The following is a 24,343-nucleotide window of genomic DNA, read 5'->3' as shown; positions in this document are numbered from 1 at the left end:
TCAGTTGGAAAAACCAGAGTTTTTTGTACTAACCTTAAGACTGACCCACCCTAGAGGCTACAAACAGATAAAAGTTATTTTACCAGAAATTTGCCGGGTGCGTATTGCCCACCCCACAACTAAAATTGATATGATATTAAAAATCACAAATCACAAATCACCACTCACAAATGGCATTACCTCCCGGCAGTTTAGGTTTACCCCTAATTGGCGATACCCTCAACTTTTTGCAAGATTCCCAATTTGCCAAAAAACGCCACCAGCAGTACGGGCCCATTTTCAAAAGCAGCATTTTCGGACAGCCAACCGTGTTTATGTGTGGCCAAGAGGCTAACTTGTTTGTTTTAAGCAATGACAACCAATATTTTGTTGTGAGTTTTCCTCCGAGTACGAAAGTGCTTTTAGGGCCGCTTTCCTTGGCGTTGCAAACGGGTGCTAACCACATAAATCGGCGCAAGTTGATGTACCAAGCGTTTCAGCCGCGAGCTTTGGTTGGCTACATCGGCGCGATGGAAGATATCACTCAGCGCTATTTGGAAAAATGGGCAAAAATGGAAACCATAACTTGGTATCCGGAACTGAGAAATTATACTTTTGATGTGGCGGGTAAGTTGTTAGTTGGGATTGATAATGGTTCGGAAACGGCGCTAGGACATAATTTTGAAACATTTGCCAAGGGTTTATTTTCTATCCCTTGGGATTTGCCTTTTACTCGGTTTGGCAAAGCTAAAAAGGGCAGAAAGTTACTGTTAGCAGAACTGGAAAAGATTATTCGCGATCGCCAGCAAGGAACCCCTAGTGGCAATGATGCTTTGAGTTTGCTGATTTCGGCTCGCGATGACGAGGGAAATAGTTTGAGTTTGGATGAGTTAAAAGATCAAGTGCTGTTGCTGCTGTTTGCAGGACACGAGACTCTGACTTCGGCGATCGCCTCTTTTTGTCTTCTCCTAGCTCAAAATCCCGATGTGATGGCAAAAGTCCGCGCCGAACAGCAGCAGTTCCCCGCTACGGAACCGCTAACCCTGGAACAACTCAAACAAATGACCTATTTAGAACAGGTACTGCGAGAAGTGCTGCGTTTAGTTCCACCGGTGGGAGGTATTTTTCGGACAGTTATTAATGCTTGTGAGTTCGGCGGCTATGAAATTCCCAAGGGTTGGAGTGTGCTTTCTGAGATTAATCAAACCCATCAGGATAGTCAACTTTATCCTGAACCCGATCGCTTCGATCCCGATCGATTTAGCTCCGAGCGATCGGCTAAACCTTTCAGTTACGTGCCCTTTGGCGGCGGTTTGCGAGAATGTTTGGGCAAAGAATTTGCTCGGTTAGAGATGAAGTTGTTTGCAGCAAGGATTGTTCGGGATTTTGAATGGGATCTGTTGCCGGATCAAGATTTGAATTTAATCACAGTACCGATTCCTCATCCGCGCGACGGTTTGCGAGTTAAATTTCAGCGGAACTATTCTTAAGAACAGGCAAGATGCCTGTTCCACAATCGGTAAATTTTCTTGTGGGTGGGCTTCTAGCCCGCCCTGAAAGCCACAAGATGCCCGTTCCACAATAGGTAAAGTTCTTGTGGGGAGTAGGGGTTGGGCTTCTAGCCCGCCCTGAAAGCCTGATTGATAATGGTGCAATATCTCAGTCTCAATCAACATCCAATTGCATCGGCCCCAAATACTTAGTTAAATAAGGAGAAAAAACCTCATAAATCAGAGTCAAGGGCTTCCCGTGATGCCAAAACAAATAGTGTCGCCCCCAAAAAGGCCCCGACTGTTCAAAAGCTGACTCCAAGGCTACCGAATCACCGCAATAAATGCCCTGCACATCGCGATACAATTCTGTCCGCAGCCGCGCTAAACTGGCCCAAATTGGCAAAGATTTATTTTGCAAATATTCATCTACGTGACTCGCTTCCCACCAAGAAGTCGCATAGGCTAAACGCTGTCCAGAAGCAGTTCGCAGCCACACTTGTCGGCGCAGACGAGGCCCCGGAACGGCTACAATTTGCTCCGGCGCGCCGTCTGCGTCTTCACCCACTAAAGACATATCGATGACATCAACTTCTGTCGGTTCCCCTGTCAGCAGTTGCAGGTGACGGGTGGGGGAACCGTCGCCCAGGAGCAGTATTTGCCACGCCGGTGCGAGCTTGGTGTGGGGCAAACCCTTCTGTACTGCGTCTTCGGCTCCTTGCCACAGGGGGTTGAGAGCGTGCCAGGTGCGGCTGTTTTTGGGTGTAAATGTTGCAGTCAAGGGTCTTTACAAAACTTAATTTTTTGCTTATTATAACGTTTCTTCAATCTAAAATCTACAATCTAAAGTCGATCGACCGATGACGATCGCCCATAGGATGTCCGCTTAAATAGTTATAATACTTATGTTCGGGATTTTTATTCTTCCTTCTTCCTTCTTCCTTCTTCCTTCCGCTATATGTTACGAATAACCGAAATAAAACTCCCCCTAGATCATCCTCAAGATGCGATCGCCAGCGCGCTAGTCAAAAAGCTGCAAATTCCCCCCGAAGAATTGCTCGGCTATTCCATCTTCAAGCGCAGCTACGATGCTCGTAAAAAAGGAGAAATCCTCCTTGTCTATATTCTGGATGTAGAGACGACACAGGAAAAGCAACTTCTCCAACGCTTCAAAAAAGATCCTCATGTAATGGTGACGCCAGACACGAGTTATCGCTTAGTAGCCAAAGCCCCCAGCAATTTGACGATTCGCCCCATTGTGATTGGTACAGGGCCGTGCGGTATGTTTGCCGGTCTGATGCTGGCACAAATGGGGTTTCGTCCCATCCTTTTAGAACGCGGAAAAGCCGTGCGCGATCGCACGGTTGATACCTTTGGATTTTGGAAGAAAAAAGCAGAATTCAACCCAGAATCTAACGCCCAGTTTGGCGAAGGTGGTGCGGGTACTTTTTCCGATGGCAAACTCTACAGCCAAGTTAAAGATCCTCAGCATTATGGACGCAAGGTGCTGACGGAACTTGTGAATGCGGGAGCTTCACCGGAAATTTTATATATTAATAAACCGCATATTGGTACGTTCAAACTGGTGGGAATTGTCCAAAGTATTCGCGCCCAAATAGAATCATTAGGCGGAGAGATTAGGTTTCAAACTCGTGTGGAAGATATCCACATTGAAAATGGAAAAGTGCAGGGACTTACCCTCGCCAGTGGAGAATATATTGCTAGTAATTATATAGTTCTGGCGGTGGGACACAGCGCCCGCGATACTTTTGAAATGTTGTTTTCGCGCGGGGTTTACATCGAAGCAAAACCATTTTCTATTGGTTTTCGGGTCGAACATCCCCAAACTATCATTGATCGCTGTCGTTTTGGCGATCGCGCGGGCCATAAGCTTTTGGGCGCCGCCGATTACAAACTGGTTCACCATTGCCAAAACAATCGTTCTGTATATAGTTTCTGTATGTGTCCCGGTGGTTTGGTAGTGGCTGCTGCGTCAGAACCGGGGCGAGTTGTCACGAATGGGATGAGCCAATATTCTCGCAATGAACGCAATGCTAACAGCGGGATTGTGGTGGGTATCACGCCGGAGGATTATCCGGGTCATCCCTTAGCAGGAATTGAGTTTCAACGTCGCCTAGAAGAACGGGCATTTGAGTTAGGAGGTGGCACTTACAACGCCCCTGGGCAGCTTGTGGGTGATTTTTTGGCAAATCGCCCTTCCACGGCGCTAGGCAGTGTGCAGCCGTCTTATACGCCGGGAGTTGTGATGACTGATTTGAGCGAAAGTTTGCCAGATTATGCGATCGCAGCCATCCGCGAAGCACTTCCGGCTTTTGACAAACAGATTAAAGGATTTGCGATGGATGATGCGGTTTTAACTGGTGTGGAAACGCGGACTTCTTCACCAATTCGGATTAAACGCAAGGAAGATTATCAAAGTTTGAATACAGAAGGTCTTTATCCTGCTGGGGAAGGTGCAGGATATGCGGGTGGAATCCTGTCGGCGGGGATTGATGGGATTAAGGTGGCGGAGGCGGTTGCTTTGAGCATCTTGCGATCTTCAAACCACAAAATTTGAGGCTGGATTTGAGGATTTTTAGATGATTTGAAGATTGCCGTCAACTGTCAACTGTCAACCGTCAGCCGTCAACAGTCAACTCTGTTCAAACAGCAGCTAAACGCGATCGAATTTCCGTATCGGTATACTCCGGCGTCCAGCCTTCTTTGGTGATAAAATAGCGCACCGCTTTAATTTTCCGGGCTGCTGTCAAATAAAACCAGTGTTCTGTATTCGCCGGCACGTTGATAAATTCTTCCGGCTGCACTGTGAGTTCGACTTGGCTGCCGTCGGGTCGCACGAAGCCGAAAATGCCCTCGCCTGCTACGATATAGCGGACTTCATCATCGGTGTGGATGTGGCACTTGTTGAATTTGGACAGCATGGTGTCGATGTTGGGAATGTCTGGGTGCAGTACGATTAAGTCGCGATCCTGATAGCCTGCACTTTCCGACAACTGTTGAAAGTAGCCGTCGAGGGCTTGCAGCACTTGCTCTTTTTGATTGTCGTCAAGAGCATCTTTAGCTAACAAATTTTGAATTTCAGCGCTGTCACCCACGGGCCAGCGGTTGAGTTGAATGTTTAAGGAAGCGAGTTCTCGGGTAATGTCGCTCTGTTGAGTGTAGGTTGTACCGTTTTCGAGTTGCAGGATAGCCATGTTTGCACGTTCCAATTTTTGGGTGAGGCGATACACAGGCACTGTGAAAGATGTTTGTCGATCGCGCCTGTACCAGAACCACAATTTTAACGCTAATTTGAACAGGCTTTTCGGCCTGTTCCACAACAGTTCAATATTTGTCGCGATAATATTATAAGTCAGGCGCCAGCTAGCACCAGCAGCGATCGGCAATCCTGATATCTTAAATGTAACTTTTGCAACAACTATGCCTACTTATACGGGAATTTCTAGCGAAGCATTTCAGCATCCCCTCGATCGGCAAGCCGAAGCAGCATTGCGGAGCGTGCCTGGATTTGATTTAATTGCCAGCAAATTTGTAGAATTTGTCTACGAACGACCGCAATTCGTTTACCTAATGGGAAATAGCATTCAAGTCGGCCCACGCCAATATGCCAGCATTTATCATATATTTCGGGAGTGCGTGCAGGCTTTAGATGTTTTTCCAGAACCGGGTTTGTTTGTTTCTCAGAATCCCTCAGTTAACAGCTATGCCCTGGGAAAAAACCAGCCTTATGTAGTATTAAACACTGGTCTTTTAGACTTGTTGGACGAGGCGGAACTCCGGGTAGTCTTGGCTCACGAGTTGGGACACATTAAATGCGGCCATCCAACTTTAAATCAAATGGCGATGTGGGCGATGAGCGTCGCATCGACAATTGGCGAGATGACTTTCGGGCTGGGAAATATGGTCGGTAGCGGTTTAATTTTCGCTTTTTACGAGTGGCGGCGCAAGGCAGAATTGTCGGCGGATCGGGCGGCTTTGTTGGTGACGGATGACTTGAACAGTGTTATGAAGACGATGATGCAACTGGCCGGAGTTAGCAGTAAATATGCCGATCAATGCAGTTTGCAAGAATTTATCCGCCAGTCTGACAATTATCAAGAGCTCGATCGAGACAATCTCAACCAAGTGTATAAGTTTTTACTTTACAACGGCGGTCAGGGCGTGATGCTGAGTCACCCTTTCCCGGTGGAGCGCCTGCGGTATTTGCGAGACTGGGCCAGTTCCGAGGAATACCGCCAAATTAAGTTGGGGAACTACAAGCGGGCGGTATCCGAGGGTGCGGTTGATGTGAAGTCGCAAACGCCTAACAGTGAGACGGAGGCTTTGCGCCGTCAAATTGAAGAGTTGCAGCGGGAGATCGATCGGCAAAAATCAAAGCGAAACTAAGTTTTCTCGTCTCCAGGCTGTGCCTGGGAACCAGCTAAATGTTTTGTTGAAGATTTACCGGATTTGAGGGAGGGGGAAACGTAAAAGGAAGGTAAACCAGTGAGAGACTTACTCGCAACTGGCCTCCAATCTAAAAACTGTCCCCTCCTTTCGGAAATCTGTTTCTAAGGAGGTGTAGTTTAAATCAAGAGAAGCTTATAAATCAACGGGGCTAAAAAAAATGATTATTGATAAACCAATGAATACTCACAAGTCAACTTCTAATTTTTTCGGCAATGTGGGGAAAGTCGCGATCGCCCTGACTCTTCTGGCAGCCGGCATGGCATTTACAAATCCTGGGAGAGACAAATACCTAACTTATGCTTCCGGCGTACTCCAAACCGAGTTGGAAAGCACTGTGTGCAAAGATTCTCGTGTTCCGAAAGCTTTGAGCGGCGTTGCAGATACTTTGATCGGCAGTTGCAAGAATTTGCTGACTTCGCAGCGCGACACGATCGAAAGCTTGCTCGACAATACAACGCAGCGTCAAAATTTAGGTGTGGTCAGTGTTTACACAACTGAATTAGGCAAAAAAAGCTATCAAACGGTTGGAGCTTTTGGGAATTTCGTGACGCTGCCACCTAGTTCTGAAAATGCTCCAAATTAGAGTCAAATTAAGTTCAATTGTTGAAACCGGGTTTTGTAGAAAGCCCGGTTTTTGCTTACGTAATTCTCTCTCAGTAAATCTCAATAAATTCGGAGAGCTGCAGCACATATTTTTAATGAGGCACGCTATTATAGACAAAATATTAAGTTTTCTTAAAGAAGAAAAGTTATTGTCCCACTTAATATTAACATGAACGCTATAAAGTTTGATGTTTAACAAATAAGCCGATGGCAATGCAATTAAGTAAGGGTGAGAGATTTAATATCTCTAAAGAAGCGCCCGGTTTAAAAAAAATGGCGATCGCCCTCGGTTGGCAGGTGACAGAGGCAGGACAAAGCTACGAGATTGATGTCTCTGCCTTTATGCTAGGTGCTGACGGCAAAATACCTAACGATAAATATTTGATCTTTTACAATAATCTGCAATCCTGTGACAGTGCGGTACTGCAAGTGATTCGGGATAAAAACAACCGAAGTCAAGAGAATAAAACGATTTACGGCGTTATCTTAAAAAGAGTTAATCCTGAAATTGAGGAAATAACTTTTGTTGTCACTATTGACGAAGCAGATAAAATTAATGCAAATTTTAGCAATATCAAAAATGCTTTTATCAAGATTTACAGTTTGGATACAGAAAACGAACTTGTTCGTTATGAATTAAAAGAGAATTTTTCGCGAGAGACTGCTGTAGAATTTGGTCGCTTGTATAGAAAGAATGGAGAGTGGAGATTTCAAGCGGTAGGAGCAGGATATCAGGCAGGATTGCAGAGTTTTGTGGATAAGTATTGCAGCTAAAATAGTAATAAAAGTGCTCCCCTTACTCACGAGTTGGCAGCGGGAACAGCAGATGATTTGCAGTTGTCGGCTGGGGAGTTGGAGGTGGAGTCAGAACCGGAAGCGGAACAGTCTCGTCTGGAGCTTTTGGTAACTTTGTTACATTGCCACTTAGTTCTGAAAATGCTCCAAACTAATGTCAAATTAAGTTCAATTGTAGAAACCGCTTGGGGCAGCAAGCCCGGTTTTCACTTAGGTAATTCTCTCTAAGTAAATCTCGATAAATTCCGATACAGGCAGCAGATATTTTTAATCAAGCCCGCGATTAGAGAAACTCTGTTAAATTTCATTAATTAAAGAACTTCTTGTGCCACTTAACCTTAAGATGAGTAGTATAAAATTTTATATTTAACAAATCAGCACATGGCAATGCAATTAAGTAAGGGTGAGAGATTTAATATCTCTCAAGAAGCCCCTGGTTTAAAAAAAATGGCGATCGCCCTCGGTTGGCAGATGACAGAGGCAGGACAAAGCTACGAAATAGATGTCTCTGCTTTTATGCTAGGTGCTGACGGAAAACTACCTAATGATAAATATTTTATCTTTTATAATAATCTTCAATCCTGTGACGGTTCGGTACTGCAATCGATTTCTGACAAAAACAACCGAGGTCAAGAGAATAAGAGTATTTACGGCGTTATTTTAGAGAAAATCAATCCGGAAATTGAGGAAATAACTTTTGCGGTCACTATTCACGAAGCAGATAAAATCAAGGCAAATTTTAGCAATATCAAAAATAGTTTTATCAAAATTTGCAATGTAGATACAGGAAACGAGCTGGTTCGGTATGAATTAAAAGAGAATTTTTCGCGAGAGACTGCTGTAGAGTTTGGTCGTTTGTATAGAAAGAATGGAGAGTGGAGATTTCAGGCAGTAGGAGAAGGATATCAAGCAGGATTGCAGAGTTTGATTGACAAGTATGACAGCGGAAATAGCAATAATATTTCTCCAATTACTCACGAGTTGGCAGCGGGAACAACAGCAGATGATTTGCAGTTGCCGGCTTGGGAGTTGGAGGTGGAGCCCGAACCGGAAGCGCAACAATCTCGTCAGACTCGAAGGGTACAGCCATTACGAATTAACAATCAAGTTAATACTTCGCGAAGCCGCAAAATACCCGCAGCTTTATTAGCAAGTTTAGGGGTTTTGATGTTGGGGACAGGTGCAGGGATGAGCGCCTTAATGCGCTCGGGAAATGAAACGCTGAAGCAAGCGAACATACTGGCAGTTGAAACGCAGAATGCAGGGAAAGTCACCGATGTAAATCTGCTCAGAAGTTTCGATAAACGACTTAAAAAAACGATCGCGAATTTAGAGAAAATTCCTAACTTCCCTGGCTTTGGGTATCAACAAGCTAGAGCAGATTTGCTGCAACTGCGCCCGATTTTGGTTCCAGTAGCGCAAAATTTACAGGCGGCAGAAAGTCTAGAAAAAGCTCAACAATTGGCAATGGAAGCTGCTGTGGTTGTGCAAAAACCGCCTCATCCGATGGAAGTTTGGCAGCAGTCGCAAAGTAAATGGCAACAGGCGATCGCACTTTTAGAAGCGATCGATTCACGTACGCCTGTTTATAATCTAGCTCAAAATAAGTTATCTAATTACCGAGCTAATCGCGCTGTTATCAGTCAAAGAGTGGCGATCGCTCAAAAAGCTGCAAATTTTAGCAACCAAGGTTCTTTGAAAGTTCAAAAGGGCGATGTTCCGGGGGCGATCGCCAATTTTACTCAGGCTTTAGCGCTGAATCCGAACATACCTCAAGCTTACCTCGGATTGGGGATTGCTACTGGCCAACAGGGAAACAAGCAGCAGGCAATTTACAATTACGATCGAGCGCTGCAATTTAATCCTAACTTGGCAGAAGCTTATTTCGGTCGCGGTCAAGCATACTATGAATTGGGAAACAACCAAAAAGCGATCGGGGATTACGAACAAGCTATTCGCGTTAATCCTAATTATGGTTTGGCTTATTTGGAACGAGGAGCTATTCGCTGTATGTTGGGAACTAAATCGCAAGCAGTAGCAGACTTTCAACAAGCTGGAGAACTTTTCTCAAAGCAGGGAGACGGCAAGAATTACCAATTAGCACAAAGCTTTATTAATGATTGTCAAGAACCGATTGCAGAGGCTGCAATCTGCGATTATCGAAGGAACATAGACTCCTTTGGTCGGCGCTGCGGTCGATCTATTAATGTTCCGATTATAATTAGAAGAAAATCGGCGATTGATGCCTCAAAATCTGACTCTACTAATATTAAAAGCAATAGCAGCCCCGAAAAAATATCGCCGGAAAATTCTGATAGCACCAGCACAAGAACTCGCAGCAGGCGAAGAAGCAGAAGGTAAACCGCTGTCGCATTAGTTAGTAGATGACAAAATCTGCTGGTAAGCATCGATGGTTTGCTGGGCGATCGCCTCCCAGTTATAATGCTTTTTGGCATACTCTTGGCCGTTCAATCCCCGCCGTTGGCGCTCTTGTGGATTGAGAAGTGCTGATTTGATTGAATTGGCGATCGCTCCTACTTCCAAAGGCCCCACCCAACCAGCTTCTGCTTGCTGTATGTCTTCCGCAATATGTATGCGATCGGAAATGGCGACAGGTACACCTGCGGCCATCGCTTCTGCTACAGCAATGCCAAAGTTTTCGTAATAAGAAGGCAAGACAAATAAGTCGGCGTTGGTCAATAGTTCAATTTTTAAATCACCGCTTACAAAGCCCGTTATTGTTGTGTATTTAGCTAAAAGTGAATTCTGAATTTGTACTTTAATTTTTATTTCATAATCCGCATCTTGGGGATTTGAACCAGCTAAAATAAAGTGAAACTCTATCCCCGATCCTAAAATACTTTCTAATGCTGGAATTAGCAAGTCAAGCCCTTTTTTAGGTTCAATTCGCGACATAAATAAGATGATTGGCACTTGAGATTCTCGCAATTTCTTAGGAAACAAACCTGCTGTCACCCCCAAGGGAATCACCAAATCCCGTGCCACGGGTATCTTGCCGGTGCAGTCCAAACCAAATCTTTCTGAGATTTTAGCCTCTTCTTTACTTGTGAAATGAATGGCGGCTGCACCTGCTAAATTAGGGCGTTCTAAAACTGCTGCATAAATCTGTTTTAAGCGCTTTTTTTTCTGCAAATCGGCGGGGTCAAGCATACCGCAGGGACGGATAATATACGGTAACTGGCGATATCTAGCAATTGCGGCAGCAAAGGTAGTTACTGGTGAGAAAATAGCGTGAATGTGAGCCAGGTCAAATTGTCGCGCATTTTCATTTAACCACTGCAATAACGAGAATGAAAATTTATATCTGCGCCAGGGATAACAGCGGAAATAAATAATCTGATAGCCGTTTTGTTGTATTGGTTGATTTAAGGGGACATCTAAGGGATGTTGACCGATATCTCCGTTAGAATCTGTGGTGATAATTGTGAGATCAATACCTCGGGAAGCGAGGGCCGCAGAAAGTCCCAGCACCATTTGACTTGGCCCGCCGTAGACGAGCGAAATGGAGGGGATAATTTGGATAATTCGCATGGGGGATAGTTCTTTCAATCAAAATATCAACCTCTCCCATGACAAATTTAATTATCTGGAAAAGGCAGCCCGTCTAGCTGCTCCGCTTCCTCTCTCTTTGTGGCTGTAATTTGGGTATTGTGAGCCATTGTCTTGGAAAATTCATACATTTCACTGGCTTTGGCTTCCGCAGCTTTTACAATTTCAAGGATTTCCAGGAGTTGGCTTTCATCTGGTAATTGTTTCATGGTAATGCTTCTAATCTCTCAATTACTTTGTCTATCATAATTCTCGCTTCAGGAGCCATACGTAGCAATGCTGCTAAATAATCTCCTGCTTTGTGAACATCTTCATCGGGCACACCAGCCATCAATACATTGCCCACAATGTGCTCTGCTTGTAAGCGAACACCTGATACGCAGAATTGAAAATTACTGATAGAAGAAAAGTATTGCATCAGTATTTCATTTTCTGGAAAAAGAGACATTGCTGTTCTAAGTGCAAAAAGTCCCTGCGTTGCTTGGCGTTCGGTCTCGTGTAGTACCTGGTAGAGTTCGTCAACCAAAGAGCGTAGGTCGGGAGGAATAGACATTTACTACAGCTTTTATTTAACACTTGCATTATACTGCTAAAAGTTACAACAATTCTTTGTAAAATTCCAACAACTGCTCAGCTAAAGCTTGATTGGTATAATTGCTCATCGCTCTATGATAACCCCGATCGCCCAACTCAGCCGCCAACTCCCGCCGCTCCATCAATTGCTGCAAACACTCGCGCAAAACCCCTGCATCTCCTTCTGGGAATAATAACCCCGCATCGCCGATGACATGGGGAATTTCCCCGCAGTCGGAACCAATAACCGGAATGTGACAGGCCATCGCTTCAATTAAAACGTGACCGAATTGTTCTTTCCAGCCCACAGTGGTCAAAGTTTTGAATTTATAGCTGGTTTGCGAGGGCAATACCAAACAGTTCATTAAGTTAATGTAGGGGGGAATTTCTTCGTGGGAAACGCTTTCTACCCAGATTATTCGGTCGCTGATTCCCCATTCCATACATTTTTCGGCGAGGTGCGTCCGCAATTTTCCTTGCCCTACTAACAGCCACTTCCAAGGACTTTTTTTCAACCCGGCTAAGGCCTCAGCTAAAGTCAACAATCCTTTTTCTTCGACAAATCGCCCTACAAACCCTACCACAAAATCGGTCGGTTCAATGCCGAACCCGCGCGATAAATCAGCGTCTTTACCAGTGCGGCAAAACAAAGTTTCATCTACTCCGAGTTGTGGCATTACTTTTACCGCACCTTCATAGCCCCGCTGCCGCAAAATTTTAGCTCCATCTAAGTTACCTGCAATAATTCCGTCGGTGTGCCGAAGATTGTAATTTTCTAAGACTGAAATTGGCCAATTCAATTGATAAGGCAGATTCCACCAAGTAAATAATATATTTTTGGCTTGGAGTTTGAGCAATTTATTTAGGAAAATTAATTGAGCACAAGCGAGGGATTTTGAACCTTGTTCAACTTGGATTATCTGGGGTCTAAAATTTTGCAAAACTTTAATTAAATCAGTGCCAAAGCTTAGCAATCCTTGATTGTTTTGACTAAAATTGGAGACAGGAATTACTTGAAATGAACCCTCGTGATAAAATTGCGTTTCTATAATTTTATTTTGTACGCCTCCGGGTTTCCAACGCTGCGGCACTACAAGTGTTACTTCAATATCGGGTTCTAGGTTGGCTAATATCTTGAATTTTTCCCGATTAATGTCCACAATATAGGTGTGACTAGCCACGAGAATTCTCATTTATTGGGAAGGGCGAAGGGGAATAGGTAATTATTGAGGGTTAATGTTGTCCTGATGGCTGTAAATTTGTCCATCATTCCACAGAGATTGAATTAGTGTATTTATAGCACTGAGAAAACCCAAGATATAAAAAGCAAATCTAGTTATAATTTTAAGGGGCGAGTGGCTTTTATAACAAGGCGGATTTCCCAAAACGTGGCAATCAAAGAGTTTGGCAAAAAATCGCAGGCATTGAAAGGCTGTTAAATTTTTCAATCCCATGAGAAAGTGATTGTGATAAAATGTGATTTGATATTCGAGCGATCGCGTACTGACATCGTGACACCCGCCGCTCTCTTCCCCCAAGTGAACTAAACACGCATTGGGATCGTACCAAATTTTCATGCCAGTCGATCGCAATCTCAAACAAAAATCCGACTCCTCCCGCACCGCACTGCCTGCAAACCGCTCGTCAAACCTCAGCGCGCACTCGGCAAAAACCTGTCGGCGAAATGACATATTACAGCCTCTAGCCGACAGCACCTGCTGCGGTTTTACTGTATGCACCAAATCGATAAAATACCAGGCAATCCCCGCATCCATCGCTTCTGAGGGCAAATATTCGATCGTCAAATCGCCTCCAGAATTATCCAGTTTCATTCTGTCAAAAACCCGGCCCGCCACACATCCCACATCGGGTTTTTCTAAATAGTTGTCAGCGTGAGCCTCCAAAAAACCATCTGGCAATTGTACATCATCATCAATAAATAAAATAATATCTCCAACTGCGCGGCGCACTGCATAATTTCGAGCTGCGGGTAAACTTGCCCAATCTACTCGAAACCACCGAATTTTGCCAGCATTTGCCAATTCCTCTAAATAAACTTGAGTTTCCGATTCGTGGGTGCGAGTTTGATCGATTACCAGCACTTCAAAATTCGGGTAATTTTGCCGAATCGCATCAGCCAATGTCTCTCGCAGGGGTTGCTCGCGGTTGTAGGTGGGTATCACAACAGAAATCATCATTTGCAGTTGCCACTTTCATTATTTCTCTAAACGCCAAAGCCAGACATCGCCCGGTTTGTAAATTGGTGTGATTTTATATTTTTGCACTTTTTCTAGTTCAAATTGCAATGCTTCTGTAGCTCGGTAGATAAATACATCGCTAAAACCATCAGGAATTTTGACTTGTTCAGGTTTAACTGCTAGCAAAAGCTGTGTTTGCGGCTTCAGCAGATAGCTGAGAGACAGTATTTTTCCTGTGATGTTGTTGCCTCCGTGACTGATTACTAAAGGTTTTTGGGCTTGATTGACAATCGCGGCTACTTGGGGATTGTATTTAGTGCTAGAAGGATATTTGTTCCACCAAAGTTGCGACTGTGAGCTGACAGCACAAGAAACTATTCCACTCGATATTATGGCTATTAAACCGAGCTGCCACAGTTTTTGTTGGCGGGGATTGGTAGCGACTTTAATTTTAGCGGTGAATAGATAGGCAACAGCTATCTGGATTGCTAAAATATAGGGAACCAGATAGCGATCGGCAACGCCTCGCACTGCTATCAATACTATCGCTGTAATTTTGATCGCTGTCAATACAAACAGCCAAACTCGTTTGGGAGTTGAGCGGCAGAGCGAGTATATTGAATGTGCGATCGCTAACAGCAGTAGGGCGGCTACAATCAGTCTGATTAAATCTGTAGCAATACCGCTCGAACCAAATTTGATAATTCCGCCCGCCCAATGCGTGTCGATAAATATTCGGCAGGTGATGATAATTAAAGGTTTAAGTGAAGATATGAAAGATAGGGAAAGGCGGGGTAAGCCTACTGTTGCTTCGATTTTTGGCGCGTTCTCAAGTAATACCAAAATCCAAGGAGTAAAAAGAATTATTGCTATCACGGTAGCTACTAAATAAGTAATTAATGTTTTGCCAAAACGCCAATTCTCTCTTATAATTACATAAATGCCGTGGGCGAATACTACTAAAAAAAATAATAAACTAGAATAAAGTCCTAAAGTCAGGGCGATCGCATAAATAGACCAAACAGCCTTACTCAATTTAGATGTTGTCGGAGAATTTTGTAGGGCGATCCTCTTCGAGGGCTTCGCTAACGCCCGCAGCAGAATTGCATTCGACAGCAAGGCGAGAACTGCAAACATCATGTAGGGTCTTGCCTCTTGCGCGTACAAGACGTGAAAGGGTGAAACAGCGACGATTGTAACAGCCATCCATCCCACAGACGCAGAGCGAAATAATTCCCAGCACAGCCAATAAACGCTGGGAAAAACTAACAAACTAATCCAAGCTGAAAGACTTCTGACAGTCGCCACTTGCGGGCCGAACAACTGCACCCAAAATCGGGCTAAAATAAAATACAGCGGCGATAGTTGAGGTTCTTCTGTAGCTAAACCTTTAACAGTATCCCACCAAGTCTTTTCGGGATTTATCTGCTGGTATTTCCGCTGCAAATCTGCGACGCTAATTGTTTTGGATTGAAAATCTTGCTGCACCATTTCCGTCCAAGTGTAGCCAGAAATTCGCAGCGAGGTGATAGATTCGTCGAACGAGTAGACTTTGCGATCCAGATTAGTAAAGCGAAACCATATCCCCGTTATTAATATGACAACAATTAAAAATTTTAACGAAATTCGATGCAGCCGCCCATTTTGAATTGAGTTGGTGTTCATACAATCAGAAATGGGGAAATGAAGAAAGAAGGATTTAGTTATTTAGGAGAGAGGGAATAAGCCGGAGGGAATAAAGAATAAGAAATGGGTTTCAATATCCCCTATATTTATCTAGAGGCTTCTTCCTTCTTCCTGACATCCGTTACATCCGTTACATCCGTTACAGAATCCGTTGCCGAACTTCCTTCTTCCTTCTTCCTTCTTCCTTCAGATTAATTCCCCATTTCCATCAGATAGCTATGTGTTGCTGAACGGCTAAAACTAAATTTTCAGTCCAGAAATTAGCCAATTCGGCGCTGGCAGCTTCCACCATAACTCGGATTAGCGGTTCAGTGCCAGAAGCGCGCACCAAAACCCGTCCCTGTTCTCCCATTGCAGTTGTAGCACGATCGATCGCCTTTTGCATGGCCTCGCACTCCTGCCATTTCAGGCGTTTTTCGCGATCGTCCACCCGAATATTTCGCAACAACTGCGGATAAGTTTGGAAACTGCCACTTACCAATTGTGCCAAAGATTGCCCGGACTGGCGCACCAGCGAAGCCAAATGCAAAGCTGTCAGCAAACCGTCGCCGCTAATACCGTAATGCGGACAAAGAATATGTCCAGACTGTTCGCCGCCCAACATCGCACCAGTGCGCTGCATTTCAGCGTGAACGTACTGATCTCCCACGTCGGTTCTAGTTAGTTTGCCGCCCAATTCTTCCCAAGCTCGCTCGAAGCCGAGGTTAGCCATTACAGTAGAAATAATTAAATTGGATGGTAACTGTTCGGAGTCGCGCAACTGCCGGCCCCACAGATAAAGAATGTAATCGCCGTCAATCGCTCGACCTTGGTTGTCAACACACAAAACTCGATCGGCATCGCCGTCAAAAGCAAATCCAAAATCGGCATTGTGTTCCAAAACAGCCGCTTGCAAACTGTCGAGATGAGTAGAACCGCAGTTAACATTAATACGAGATCCATCAGGAGAGTCGTGCAAACAGATCACCTCCGCCCCCATTTGCGCGAACACCTGCGGCCCCAAACCCGCGGCAGCCCCCCAAGCTAAATCCAAAACAATCCGCATTCCCTCCAAATTCATCTGTTGCAGCGAATCACAGAGGGAAGTGGCATAATCTTTAACCAACTCAGACCGATGGTAGTGGTGTCCCCAAGCCAAGCTAGCAACCGGAACCTTTGCCCCCCGGATTCCCGCTTCGATTTGTTCCTGCAACTGCTGCGACAGCTTAGAGCCATTTGAGCCGAAAAACTTAATGCCGTTGTCTTCTGGGGGATTGTGAGAAGCCGAAATCATCACTCCGCCAACCGACTCCGAAACGCTTGCCAGATAAGCAACGCAGGGAGTGGGGCACAATCCCAAATTCCACACTTCCAAACCGGCGGCCGTCAAACCCGCTGACAGTGCCATTGCCAGCATATCGCTGGAATTCCTGCTGTCTTGCCCCAAAATCACAGGCCCCTGGTTGGGGGTATTTTGGCGTAGAACTTGTCCAGCCCAGAAGCCCACTTGCAGGGCTAAGGGTGCATTCAGCAATTCTCCAACTTTCCCGCGAATGCCGTCTGTGCCGAAGAGTTTGGTATTGGGCAGGGAGAGGCTATCTCCCAGCAGAATCGTATCGCGTTTGACTGGCTGTACCGAGTTAGCCGCCGGAAACTCGCTGCCACGAGGGCGCGAAGGTGTCTGAACCATATTCACTCCTTTAAGAATATTCACACTCACACTTTGGGTTCATGTTACAACTGAAAGCTTTATTTTCAGCCTAAACTCCATTTATTTCGTCAATTGCTGAGGCAACTTGCTTTGACAACCTACGCACAAAGCTTAGCTTCATCGGAAAAATTTGTATTGTACGCAATGGAAAAACTTTTAGTACCGGGGGCGCGCCCACGCCACGAAACCCGGTTTCTTTTTGCCTCCAGGCTTGACGCTGCTGCTGTTTGAGCCTGTCAGCCACTGCGTGTGTAGAAGGTTAATGCTGTATTGCCGTATACTTTCTGGCGGCAAATTTCTAGGCCGGAAATTGGTTGTGTCGATCGCTCCGGGCTGTGTTCGATCGCGATTTCGCCGTTTGGTGCTAGCATTTCTTGGCTGGCGATCGCATTTAACACAGGTTCGTACAAGTCGCTGGCGTAGGGCGGATCGAAGTAAATGCGATCGAACTGCTGCCCCGCTAGTGCCGCCAATTTCGCCGTCGCGTTTCCCCGCAGTATTTGGAATGTTTGGGACGAGTCTGCTACTTGCTCCCAGTTTTCGCGGATAATCGCACAAGCTTTCGCCGACTGTTCGATGCCAGTGACACTCGCGGCTTGACGACACAAAGCTTCTGCGCCCATCGAACCGCTGCCGGTACAAATGTCCAGCCATCTGCAATCTGCGATCGTCCCTTGCCAAATATTAAATAAAGCTTCTCTGACTCGCGAAGGTGTAGGGCGAGTTGCGAGTCCCGGCAGGGTTTTTATTTGGCGATTGCCACTGATTCTTAAAGTCATTTAGGAAGAAGGAAGTTCGGCAACGGATTTTGTAACGGATGTAACGGATGTAACGGATGTAATGGATGTCAGTCCGATGGAAGTCGGAAGAAGGAAGTTCGGCAACGGATTCGCTTTCTGAGGATGTAACGGATGTCAGTTCGATGGAAGTCGGAAGAAGGAAGAAGACTTTTAAAAATGTCAAACCCGGTTTCGGCAATCTACCGGGTTTTTTAAGATTCATGCCACCTAAGCAGGTACTTTTTCCCTCACCAGACTGACAAAATTTGACAGCATTTGCAATCCCGTACTCGAAGACTTTTCCGGGTGAAATTGCACGGCCATCAGATTGTCTTTAGCTATAGCCGCCGTCACGTTTTGACTACCGTGAGTCACCATTGCCGATCGCACTTCCCAATCAACTGGATCGACATAATAAGAATGCACGAAATAAACCCAAGGATCAGACGGTAAATTTTGCCACAGCGGCACATCCGGCTGAGTAAATTGCAATTGATTCCATCCCATGTGGGGAATTGTCAAACCCGGTTCCGAGCGAAATCGGCGCACTTTTCCGGCAATAACGCCCAATCCCGGTTCTACGCCTTCTTCGGAACTTTCAAACAGAATTTGCAAACCCAAACAAATGCCTAAAAAAGGTTTTCCAGAGGCGATCGCACTTTTTATCGGTTCTATCAAATTGCGCGATCGTAAATTCTGCATTGCCGGGTCAAACGAACCAACTCCCGGCAAAACCACCGCATCAGCCTGCTCGATTATAGCAGGAGAATCTGTAATTTTTGGCACTGCACCCACATTTTCCAAGCCTTTACAGACTGAGTGCAGATTGCCCATGTCATAGTCCACTACTGCAATGACAGACATTGACTTACTTGCCTTATATTATCAATATCAGTATTATTGCACAAATATGACGGCGAAAATCCTGCTAACCTCATTTGATACTTGGCTTCCCCATCAGCAATCCAACTCTTCGGACGACTTATTAGCCAAGATTTCCCAAATCAAATCTTTGCCTGATTCCCTGACTTTTTTGAGGAAACTGCCAGTAGATTTCCAGCTAGCACCTAATCTAGCGATCGCCCAAATCAACCAACTCCAACCCGACACTATTATCTGCTGTGGCATGGCCGAAAGTCGGCAAAAATTAACCGTAGAATCTTGCGCTTGCTGCGATAGCGACATTCGGAAAACCGCAGTTAATCTCGAACCGCTCGTCGCTGATTTAGCTGCAACAGAAATCAGCCACGAAGCGGGAAAATTTGTATGCGAAGCCCTATATTATGCGGTTTTAAAACATATTTGCGATTCTCAAATAGCGGCTAAATGTATTTTCGTCCACGTACCAATTTTAACTCCCGACAACGCTGACAGAATTGTCGCTGATTTTTTATTAGTTATGCGGCGCCTAACTCTCGCAATTAATAAATAGGTCGCTCTAATTCAACATAAAAATTTATTTGGTGTTCAGAAACCCGGGCTATTAAAGAAACCGGGTTTCTCAGCGTTAGTTTTTTTTACTAACAACTGGCAACTGCCAAGTCATTAGCCGCCGTAATTCCAACCGGTGCTTTCTAGCAGCAACGGATTGCCTTCTCGGTGGACGCCGGCTGCCAAAACTTCTCCCACATAAACCGTGTGATCCCCGTGTTCCACAGCGCCCACCACTTTGCACTCGATGTAACCCAGAGAATCCGAGATAATCGGACAACCAGTTTCCGCGCCGGGATAAAATTCTACATCCTCAAATTTATTGCCAACGCGGCGCTGCTGCTTGAAGAATTTCTGGGCTAAGTCTTTCTGTCCTGCTTCTAGGAAACTCAAAGCAAAGACACCGCTGGCTTTGATCATGCCGTGGGATTTGGAGTCTTGCTTGACGCAGTTGACAACTAAGGGAGGGGTAAAGGAAGATTGCATCACCCAGCTAGCGGTGAAACCGTTGACTTCCTCCCCGTCTTTGACACCGCAGATGTACAATCCGTGAGGGATTTTCCGCAAGATGGTCTTTTTAGCTTGTTCGTCTAGCACGGGCTTACCTGTTCGATCGATAATTCTACACCGCTCAGTTTACCAATGTCAGGCCCACAAACCCACCTGTCTTAAGGGCTATTCGCTAATATTGCCTTTTTCGATCCCAAACTTGACACCAGTTTTAAGTCAAAATTAACAACTCACAACTATTATGAAACTCCATACTTTTTAAACCAATCTTGCATCCGTTTCCAAGCATCCTCAGCTTCTTTTTCCCGGTAACTGGGGCGATAGTCGGCGTTAAAAGCGTGCGGCGCATCTGGATAAAGCACAATTTCAGAACCGCTGCTGCCAGTTTTGAGAACTTCCCGCATTTTCTCGACTGTATCGTTGGGAATTCCCTCGTCTTTGCCACCGTAAAGCCCCAATACAGGAACTTTCAAAGTTGCTGCAATGTCGATCGGCTGTTTGGGAGTTAAAGCCGTAGAATTGCCAACTACACGCCCGTACCAAGCCACTCCAGCTTTGACTTTCGGGTTGTGGGAAGAGTACAGCCAAACAATTCTGCCACCCCAGCAAAATCCTGTAATTCCCAACTTATTAATATTGCCTTTTCCTGACTTTTGTGCCCAATCTACGGTTGCATCTAAATCGGACATAACTTGAGCGTCAGGAACTTTCGAGACAACTTTACTCCTAATTTCTTGAATGTCGGTGATTTTAGAAACATCACCTTGACGGGCAAACATTTCTGGGGCGATCGCTAAATAACCTAATTTTGCCAAACGGCGGCAAATATCTTGAAGGTGCGCGTGAACTCCGAAGATTTCTTGAATTACTAAAATTACTGGAAAATTGCTGCCGCTGGCTGGCATTGCTCTGTAGGCAGGAATTGAGCCATCTTTTACGGGAATTTTTACCTCACCTGCAACTAAACCAGCAGCATCCGTATTGATAACGGCAGCCGCAATAGGATGAACTGCTAAGGTAAATCCGGCGCTTAATGCGGTGACAATGATAAATTGTCTGCGAGTTAAATCAGTCATGGCGATTTTAGATTTTAGATTTTAGATTGGGGAATTGGGGAATTGGGAATTGGTAATTGGTTATTTCATAATTGCTCCTTCTTCCCTCTTCCGACTTCCATCGGACTGACATCCGTTACATCCGTTACATCCGTTACAGAATCCGTTGCCGAACTTTCTTCTTTCTGACATCCGTTACATCCGTTACAAAATCCGTTGCCGAACTTCCTTCGAGGGTCGGAAAAGCCGATCGTGCTCTGGATGGTACAAGCGCGATCGTCCTGCTGCTGATTTTCCCAACGCCGGACTAATAACATACATTGTCGTTCTGATCAAATTATTTTCGCGCGTAGCAACTGCCATTTTGTCAAGGGGAACTAGCACAATTTTTTCATCGGGCCAGCCCAACCGATAACAAATCGCTACAGGCAAATCCGATGGGTAATGTTCCATCAATTTAGCTTGAGCTTGTTCGACATGGCGGGCGCTCAAATACAGACACAAACTCGCTTGATGAGCCGCTAAACTCGCCAATTCTTCGCGTTCCGGTACTTCTGTTCTGCCGCTAATTCGCGTCAAAATAATTGTCTGCACAACTCCCGGAACTGTCAACTCAATTTTAAGTTTAGCTGCGGCAAGTTGAAAAGCGCTAATTCCCGGGATTACCTCAAAAGCAATTCCCTCCGATGCCAAAGCTTGCATTTGTTCGCCGACGGCCCCGTAGAGACAGGGATCGCCCGAATGGAGGCGGACGACGCTTTTCCCCTCGCGCACTCGTTCCACCATCAAAGGTACAATCTCTTCGAGGGTCTTATCCGCAGTTTGGATCACTTCAGCATCCGCGCGCACACCCTGCAAAATTTGCTCTGGAACTAGCGAATCAGCAAATAATATGACATCGGCCGCAGCCAGTAATTTTTGAGCCTTAACAGTCAACAAATCCGGGTCTCCCGGGCCTGCACCTACAATGTATACCCCTGGAATTAGGGCTTCAATCTCTGTCAAACTCATTGCTGCTAAAAAATTTGCTAAATTTACGGACGCTTCCGGATGTACCTATTTGGGTTGGAAGTAAGGGATGGTAGATGCACCCTGGTTTTGAACCCTAGAGACTAACCTCTCTGGGGTTTTTTATTGATCCTCTGGGGCTCTGTGAGTGATATTTGCCCGATCGCTATTGGGGGAGACAACATCGGGTAAAGGTCGATCGAGCAAATAAAGCCAAGCTAACCCGCCCAACCCTAAAACAATCCCAGTCAAGCTTACCATCTGTGCAGCCCGCAGTGGCCCGAACATCAAACTATCAGTCCGCAACCCTTCAATCCATACTCGACCGGAACTGTAAGCTGCGATATAAACCAAAAATAAAGCACCAATTTTCAAGCGAATTTTGCCCTGCAAATCGCGAAAAAACAAAGTCAGAAGCAACCCAAATACTGTCAAATTCCACAGGGATTCGTAGAGAAATGTGGGGTGGAAGTATTCAAAATTAGCGTAGGCGGGCGGGCGGCTGTTTGGGGGAATATAAAGTTTCCAGGGCAAATCCGTAGGGCTGCCAAAAGCTTCCGAGTTAAAGAAATTTCCCCAGCGTCCGATCGCCTGACCGAGAATTGCCGAAGGCGCGATTAAATCTGCCAATTGCCAAAAAGAAACTCGCTGGATTTTCGCAAAAATTAAAGCTGCGATCGTGCCGCCCAAAATCGCCCCGTGAATAGCAATTCCGCCTTTCCAAATCGCAATAATATCTTCAGGTCTCTGGGAGTATTGCTCCCACTCAAAAGCCACGTAATAAATTCGAGCGCAGGGAATAGCGCCCAGAACCAGCCAAATTGCTAAATCACCCAACAATTCCGGGTTGACGCGGCGTTTTTGGGCCAAGTATTGGGACAGACTCACCCCAATCAATACGGCAGAAGCTATTAACAGCCCGTACCAGCGAATGGCTACGGGGCCAAGTTGAAAGATAATTGGGCCCGGCGATGTAAATTGAAACGCTAAGGGCAGCGCAAGAATATTTAGCACCATAAAAGTTGCATTAATTGTGATGGAAAGCTGTCAAATTTGCACACCTTTTAACAAACTCCAGAGTTTATTTTAGGTGGGTATGGTCATTTACACGCAATATTTGGGGAATTTTGCCAAAAATTAACTTTGTTGCGGACATTGGTGTCTGGAGTTTTCTTTGTGAGTCCACAATAAGAGCCCCCTAACCCCCTTTTTTAAGGGGGGAACCGGATTATTCTCAAATTCCCCCTGATTAAGAGGGATTTAGGGGGATCGAGACTTCACCTTTTTGAGGATTAACGGCAGTTTTGGTCGAGAAGTTTTAATATAGAGAGTGGCTTTAAATTTTCTAATGACCTATGTCTCCTACTTCCGTTTCTCAGGTGTACTCTTCTGGTAATTCCAAGGGCGCGAATCAGTCTCGCAAGACTGCTGCTTTGGCTGTTGAGTCTGGTAAAATTCCGCCCTTGCTGGGGGCGAGTTTAGCTGAGTTAACGGAGTGGGTGCAGCAGCAGGGACAACCGGCTTATCGGGGAAAGCAGTTGTACCAGTGGATTTATGAGAAAGGTGCGCGATCGATCTCTGACATTTCTGTATTCTCGAAACAGTGGCGTGAGACTGTTGCTAAAATTCCGATCGGGCGATCGACCATTCACTATCGATCGGTCGCACCAGACGCCACCGTAAAGTATCTCTTAAAATTGGCAGACGGTCAAATCATTGAAACAGTCGGCATTCCCACCGATAAACGGCTGACTGTGTGCGTCTCAGCCCAAGTTGGCTGCGCGATGGGCTGCGACTTTTGCGCTACCGGAAAAGGCGGTTTCAAGCGCAATTTAGAAAAACACGAAATCGTCGATCAAGTCTTGACAGTACAGCAAGATTTCGGCCGCCGAGTCAGCCACATCGTATTTATGGGAATGGGCGAACCCCTGCTGAATTTCGATAATGTTGTAGCTGCTGTCAAGTGTTTGAATCAAGACGTAGGAATTGGACAGCGAAACATCACCATTTCCACAGTGGGAATTCGCAATCGCATCAGCCAACTAGCCGAACATCAACTGCAAGTTACCCTCGCCGTCAGCCTCCACGCTTCTAATCAAAGATTGCGGGAAGAGTTAATTCCTAGCGCCCGCCCTTATCCTTTGGGTGAGTTAATCGCAGAATGTCGGGAATATGTGCGATCGACGGGACGCAGATTAAGCTTTGAGTACGTGCTTTTAGCTAATGTGAATGACTTACCGGAACACGCAGCCGAGTTAGCTAGTCAGTTGCGCGGTTTTCAGTGTCACGTCAATTTGATTCCTTACAATCCGATTCAGGAAGCTGAATATAAGCGACCGACTCCCAATCGAATTAACAGTTTCGTTGCGGTTTTGAAGGAGAAGAAAATTGCAGTTAGCGTGCGGTATTCTCGCGGCTTAGAAGCAGATGCAGCCTGCGGACAATTGCGGGCATCCGAGGTTTAGAATTTTATTTTTAACCCCTAAAAGTTGTCGTATGGTGCGTC

At 45.5% G+C, this 24,343-nt stretch carries 25 protein-coding genes; 10 read left to right on the top strand and 15 right to left on the bottom strand.

The features are described 5' to 3' along the window. Positions 1–170 precede the first annotated feature (170 nt). The gene (locus tag QUA74_RS03735; RefSeq protein ID WP_333325061.1) at positions 171–1,469 is read left to right on the top strand and encodes a cytochrome P450; all 1,299 of its coding nucleotides are present in this window, start codon (positions 171–173) and stop codon (positions 1,467–1,469) included. Positions 1,470–1,644: 175 nt separating this feature from the next. Here the strand turns inward: QUA74_RS03735 and QUA74_RS03730 are convergent, their stop codons facing one another. Beyond that, entirely contained in the window at positions 1,645–2,250 is a 606-nt protein-coding gene (locus QUA74_RS03730; RefSeq protein WP_190738647.1) for a chorismate lyase, read from the bottom strand. A gap of 177 nt (positions 2,251–2,427) precedes the next feature. On the opposite strand from QUA74_RS03730, the gene QUA74_RS03725 reads away from it, so the two are divergent. Next, the gene (locus QUA74_RS03725) at positions 2,428–4,047 is read left to right on the top strand and encodes an NAD(P)/FAD-dependent oxidoreductase (protein WP_333325059.1); all 1,620 of its coding nucleotides are present in this window, start codon (positions 2,428–2,430) and stop codon (positions 4,045–4,047) included. Between the two features lie 85 nt (positions 4,048–4,132). Here the strand turns inward: QUA74_RS03725 and QUA74_RS03720 are convergent, their stop codons facing one another. Next, positions 4,133–4,684 (bottom strand): acireductone dioxygenase, encoded by a 552-nt coding sequence (locus QUA74_RS03720; protein ID WP_333325143.1) that lies wholly within the window; start codon positions 4,682–4,684, stop codon positions 4,133–4,135. Between the two features lie 226 nt (positions 4,685–4,910). On the opposite strand from QUA74_RS03720, the gene QUA74_RS03715 reads away from it, so the two are divergent. The 5 genes from QUA74_RS03715 (at position 4,911) to QUA74_RS03695 (ending at position 9,698) form a co-directional block, all read left to right on the top strand. Continuing rightward, a complete protein-coding gene (locus QUA74_RS03715; protein WP_333325057.1) occupies positions 4,911–5,876 on the top strand; it encodes a M48 family metallopeptidase in 966 nt (321 codons plus the stop codon). Positions 5,877–6,096: 220 nt separating this feature from the next. After that, the gene (locus QUA74_RS03710) at positions 6,097–6,522 is read left to right on the top strand and encodes a DUF4359 domain-containing protein (RefSeq protein ID WP_333325055.1); all 426 of its coding nucleotides are present in this window, start codon (positions 6,097–6,099) and stop codon (positions 6,520–6,522) included. A 227-nt stretch (positions 6,523–6,749) separates the two neighbouring features. Then, positions 6,750–7,316 carry a TerD family protein gene (locus QUA74_RS03705; RefSeq protein ID WP_333325053.1) on the top strand — a complete coding sequence of 189 codons (567 nt, stop codon included), beginning with the start codon at positions 6,750–6,752 and terminating at the stop codon, positions 7,314–7,316. Positions 7,317–7,349: 33 nt separating this feature from the next. Then, a complete protein-coding gene (locus QUA74_RS03700) occupies positions 7,350–7,565 on the top strand; it encodes a hypothetical protein (protein WP_333325051.1) in 216 nt (71 codons plus the stop codon). A 153-nt stretch (positions 7,566–7,718) separates the two neighbouring features. Further along, positions 7,719–9,698, top strand: a complete 1,980-nt coding sequence (locus QUA74_RS03695; RefSeq protein ID WP_333325049.1) for a TerD family protein — start codon at positions 7,719–7,721, stop codon at positions 9,696–9,698. A gap of 12 nt (positions 9,699–9,710) precedes the next feature. On the opposite strand, the gene hpsP is transcribed toward QUA74_RS03695, so the two are convergent. The 8 genes from hpsP to rsmD form a co-directional block, all read right to left on the bottom strand. Continuing rightward, positions 9,711–10,889 (bottom strand): hormogonium polysaccharide biosynthesis glycosyltransferase HpsP, encoded by a 1,179-nt coding sequence (gene hpsP / locus QUA74_RS03690; RefSeq protein ID WP_333325047.1) that lies wholly within the window; start codon positions 10,887–10,889, stop codon positions 9,711–9,713. 47 nt (positions 10,890–10,936) lie between these two features. Then, entirely contained in the window at positions 10,937–11,116 is a 180-nt protein-coding gene (locus QUA74_RS03685) for a hypothetical protein (RefSeq protein ID WP_333254950.1), read from the bottom strand. Continuing rightward, positions 11,113–11,460: a hypothetical protein gene (locus QUA74_RS03680; RefSeq protein ID WP_333325045.1), complete on the bottom strand. Its 348-nt coding sequence runs from the start codon at positions 11,458–11,460 to the stop codon at positions 11,113–11,115. Before QUA74_RS03680 ends, QUA74_RS03685 begins: the two co-directional genes overlap by 4 nt. A gap of 43 nt (positions 11,461–11,503) precedes the next feature. Beyond that, positions 11,504–12,673, bottom strand: a complete 1,170-nt coding sequence (gene hpsO / locus QUA74_RS03675) for a hormogonium polysaccharide biosynthesis glycosyltransferase HpsO (RefSeq protein WP_333325043.1) — start codon at positions 12,671–12,673, stop codon at positions 11,504–11,506. Positions 12,674–12,703: 30 nt separating this feature from the next. Further along, positions 12,704–13,678 carry a hormogonium polysaccharide biosynthesis glycosyltransferase HpsN gene (gene hpsN / locus QUA74_RS03670; protein WP_333325042.1) on the bottom strand — a complete coding sequence of 325 codons (975 nt, stop codon included), beginning with the start codon at positions 13,676–13,678 and terminating at the stop codon, positions 12,704–12,706. An 18-nt stretch (positions 13,679–13,696) separates the two neighbouring features. Beyond that, positions 13,697–15,343, bottom strand: coding sequence for a glycosyltransferase family 39 protein (locus QUA74_RS03665; protein WP_333325040.1), 1,647 nt, complete (start codon positions 15,341–15,343; stop codon positions 13,697–13,699). 229 nt (positions 15,344–15,572) lie between these two features. After that, positions 15,573–17,033 carry a phosphoglucosamine mutase gene (gene glmM / locus QUA74_RS03660; RefSeq protein WP_333325038.1) on the bottom strand — a complete coding sequence of 487 codons (1,461 nt, stop codon included), beginning with the start codon at positions 17,031–17,033 and terminating at the stop codon, positions 15,573–15,575. 257 nt (positions 17,034–17,290) lie between these two features. Continuing rightward, positions 17,291–17,833, bottom strand: coding sequence for a 16S rRNA (guanine(966)-N(2))-methyltransferase RsmD (gene rsmD, locus QUA74_RS03655; RefSeq protein ID WP_333325036.1), 543 nt, complete (start codon positions 17,831–17,833; stop codon positions 17,291–17,293). Positions 17,834–17,898: 65 nt separating this feature from the next. Between rsmD and QUA74_RS03650 the strand changes: the two genes are divergently transcribed. Beyond that, positions 17,899–18,093 (top strand): hypothetical protein, encoded by a 195-nt coding sequence (locus QUA74_RS03650; RefSeq protein WP_333325034.1) that lies wholly within the window; start codon positions 17,899–17,901, stop codon positions 18,091–18,093. On the opposite strand, the gene hisH is transcribed toward QUA74_RS03650, so the two are convergent. Further along, on the bottom strand, positions 18,062–18,697 hold the full coding sequence (hisH, locus tag QUA74_RS03645) for an imidazole glycerol phosphate synthase subunit HisH (RefSeq protein ID WP_333325033.1): 636 nt from the start codon (positions 18,695–18,697) through the stop codon (positions 18,062–18,064). The genes QUA74_RS03650 and hisH overlap by 32 nt on opposite strands. Here hisH and QUA74_RS03640 point away from each other — a divergent pair. Continuing rightward, a complete protein-coding gene (locus QUA74_RS03640) occupies positions 18,687–19,265 on the top strand; it encodes a pyroglutamyl-peptidase I family protein (RefSeq protein ID WP_445302121.1) in 579 nt (192 codons plus the stop codon). The two genes, hisH and QUA74_RS03640, sit on opposite strands and share 11 nt — an antisense overlap. A 113-nt stretch (positions 19,266–19,378) precedes the next feature. Here the strand turns inward: QUA74_RS03640 and QUA74_RS03635 are convergent, their stop codons facing one another. The 4 genes from QUA74_RS03635 to lgt form a co-directional block, all read right to left on the bottom strand. Then, positions 19,379–19,861 (bottom strand): flavin reductase, encoded by a 483-nt coding sequence (locus QUA74_RS03635; RefSeq protein ID WP_190738624.1) that lies wholly within the window; start codon positions 19,859–19,861, stop codon positions 19,379–19,381. Between the two features lie 152 nt (positions 19,862–20,013). Then, entirely contained in the window at positions 20,014–20,850 is an 837-nt protein-coding gene (locus QUA74_RS03630; RefSeq protein WP_333325030.1) for a dienelactone hydrolase family protein, read from the bottom strand. Between the two features lie 183 nt (positions 20,851–21,033). Further along, entirely contained in the window at positions 21,034–21,840 is an 807-nt protein-coding gene (cobM, locus tag QUA74_RS03625; protein WP_333325029.1) for a precorrin-4 C(11)-methyltransferase, read from the bottom strand. 120 nt (positions 21,841–21,960) lie between these two features. Next, entirely contained in the window at positions 21,961–22,854 is an 894-nt protein-coding gene (lgt, locus tag QUA74_RS03620) for a prolipoprotein diacylglyceryl transferase (RefSeq protein ID WP_333325027.1), read from the bottom strand. A gap of 338 nt (positions 22,855–23,192) precedes the next feature. On the opposite strand from lgt, the gene rlmN reads away from it, so the two are divergent. After that, on the top strand, positions 23,193–24,302 hold the full coding sequence (rlmN, locus tag QUA74_RS03615) for a 23S rRNA (adenine(2503)-C(2))-methyltransferase RlmN (protein WP_333325025.1): 1,110 nt from the start codon (positions 23,193–23,195) through the stop codon (positions 24,300–24,302). The last annotated feature ends 41 nt before the right edge of the window (positions 24,303–24,343 follow it).

It is taken from the genome of Microcoleus sp. LAD1_D3 (genome assembly GCF_036702135.1).
GTDB lineage: Bacteria > Cyanobacteriota > Cyanobacteriia > Cyanobacteriales > Microcoleaceae > Microcoleus.
Note: the sequence above shows the minus strand (reverse complement) of the source record. Positions and strands in the feature narration are given on the sequence as shown.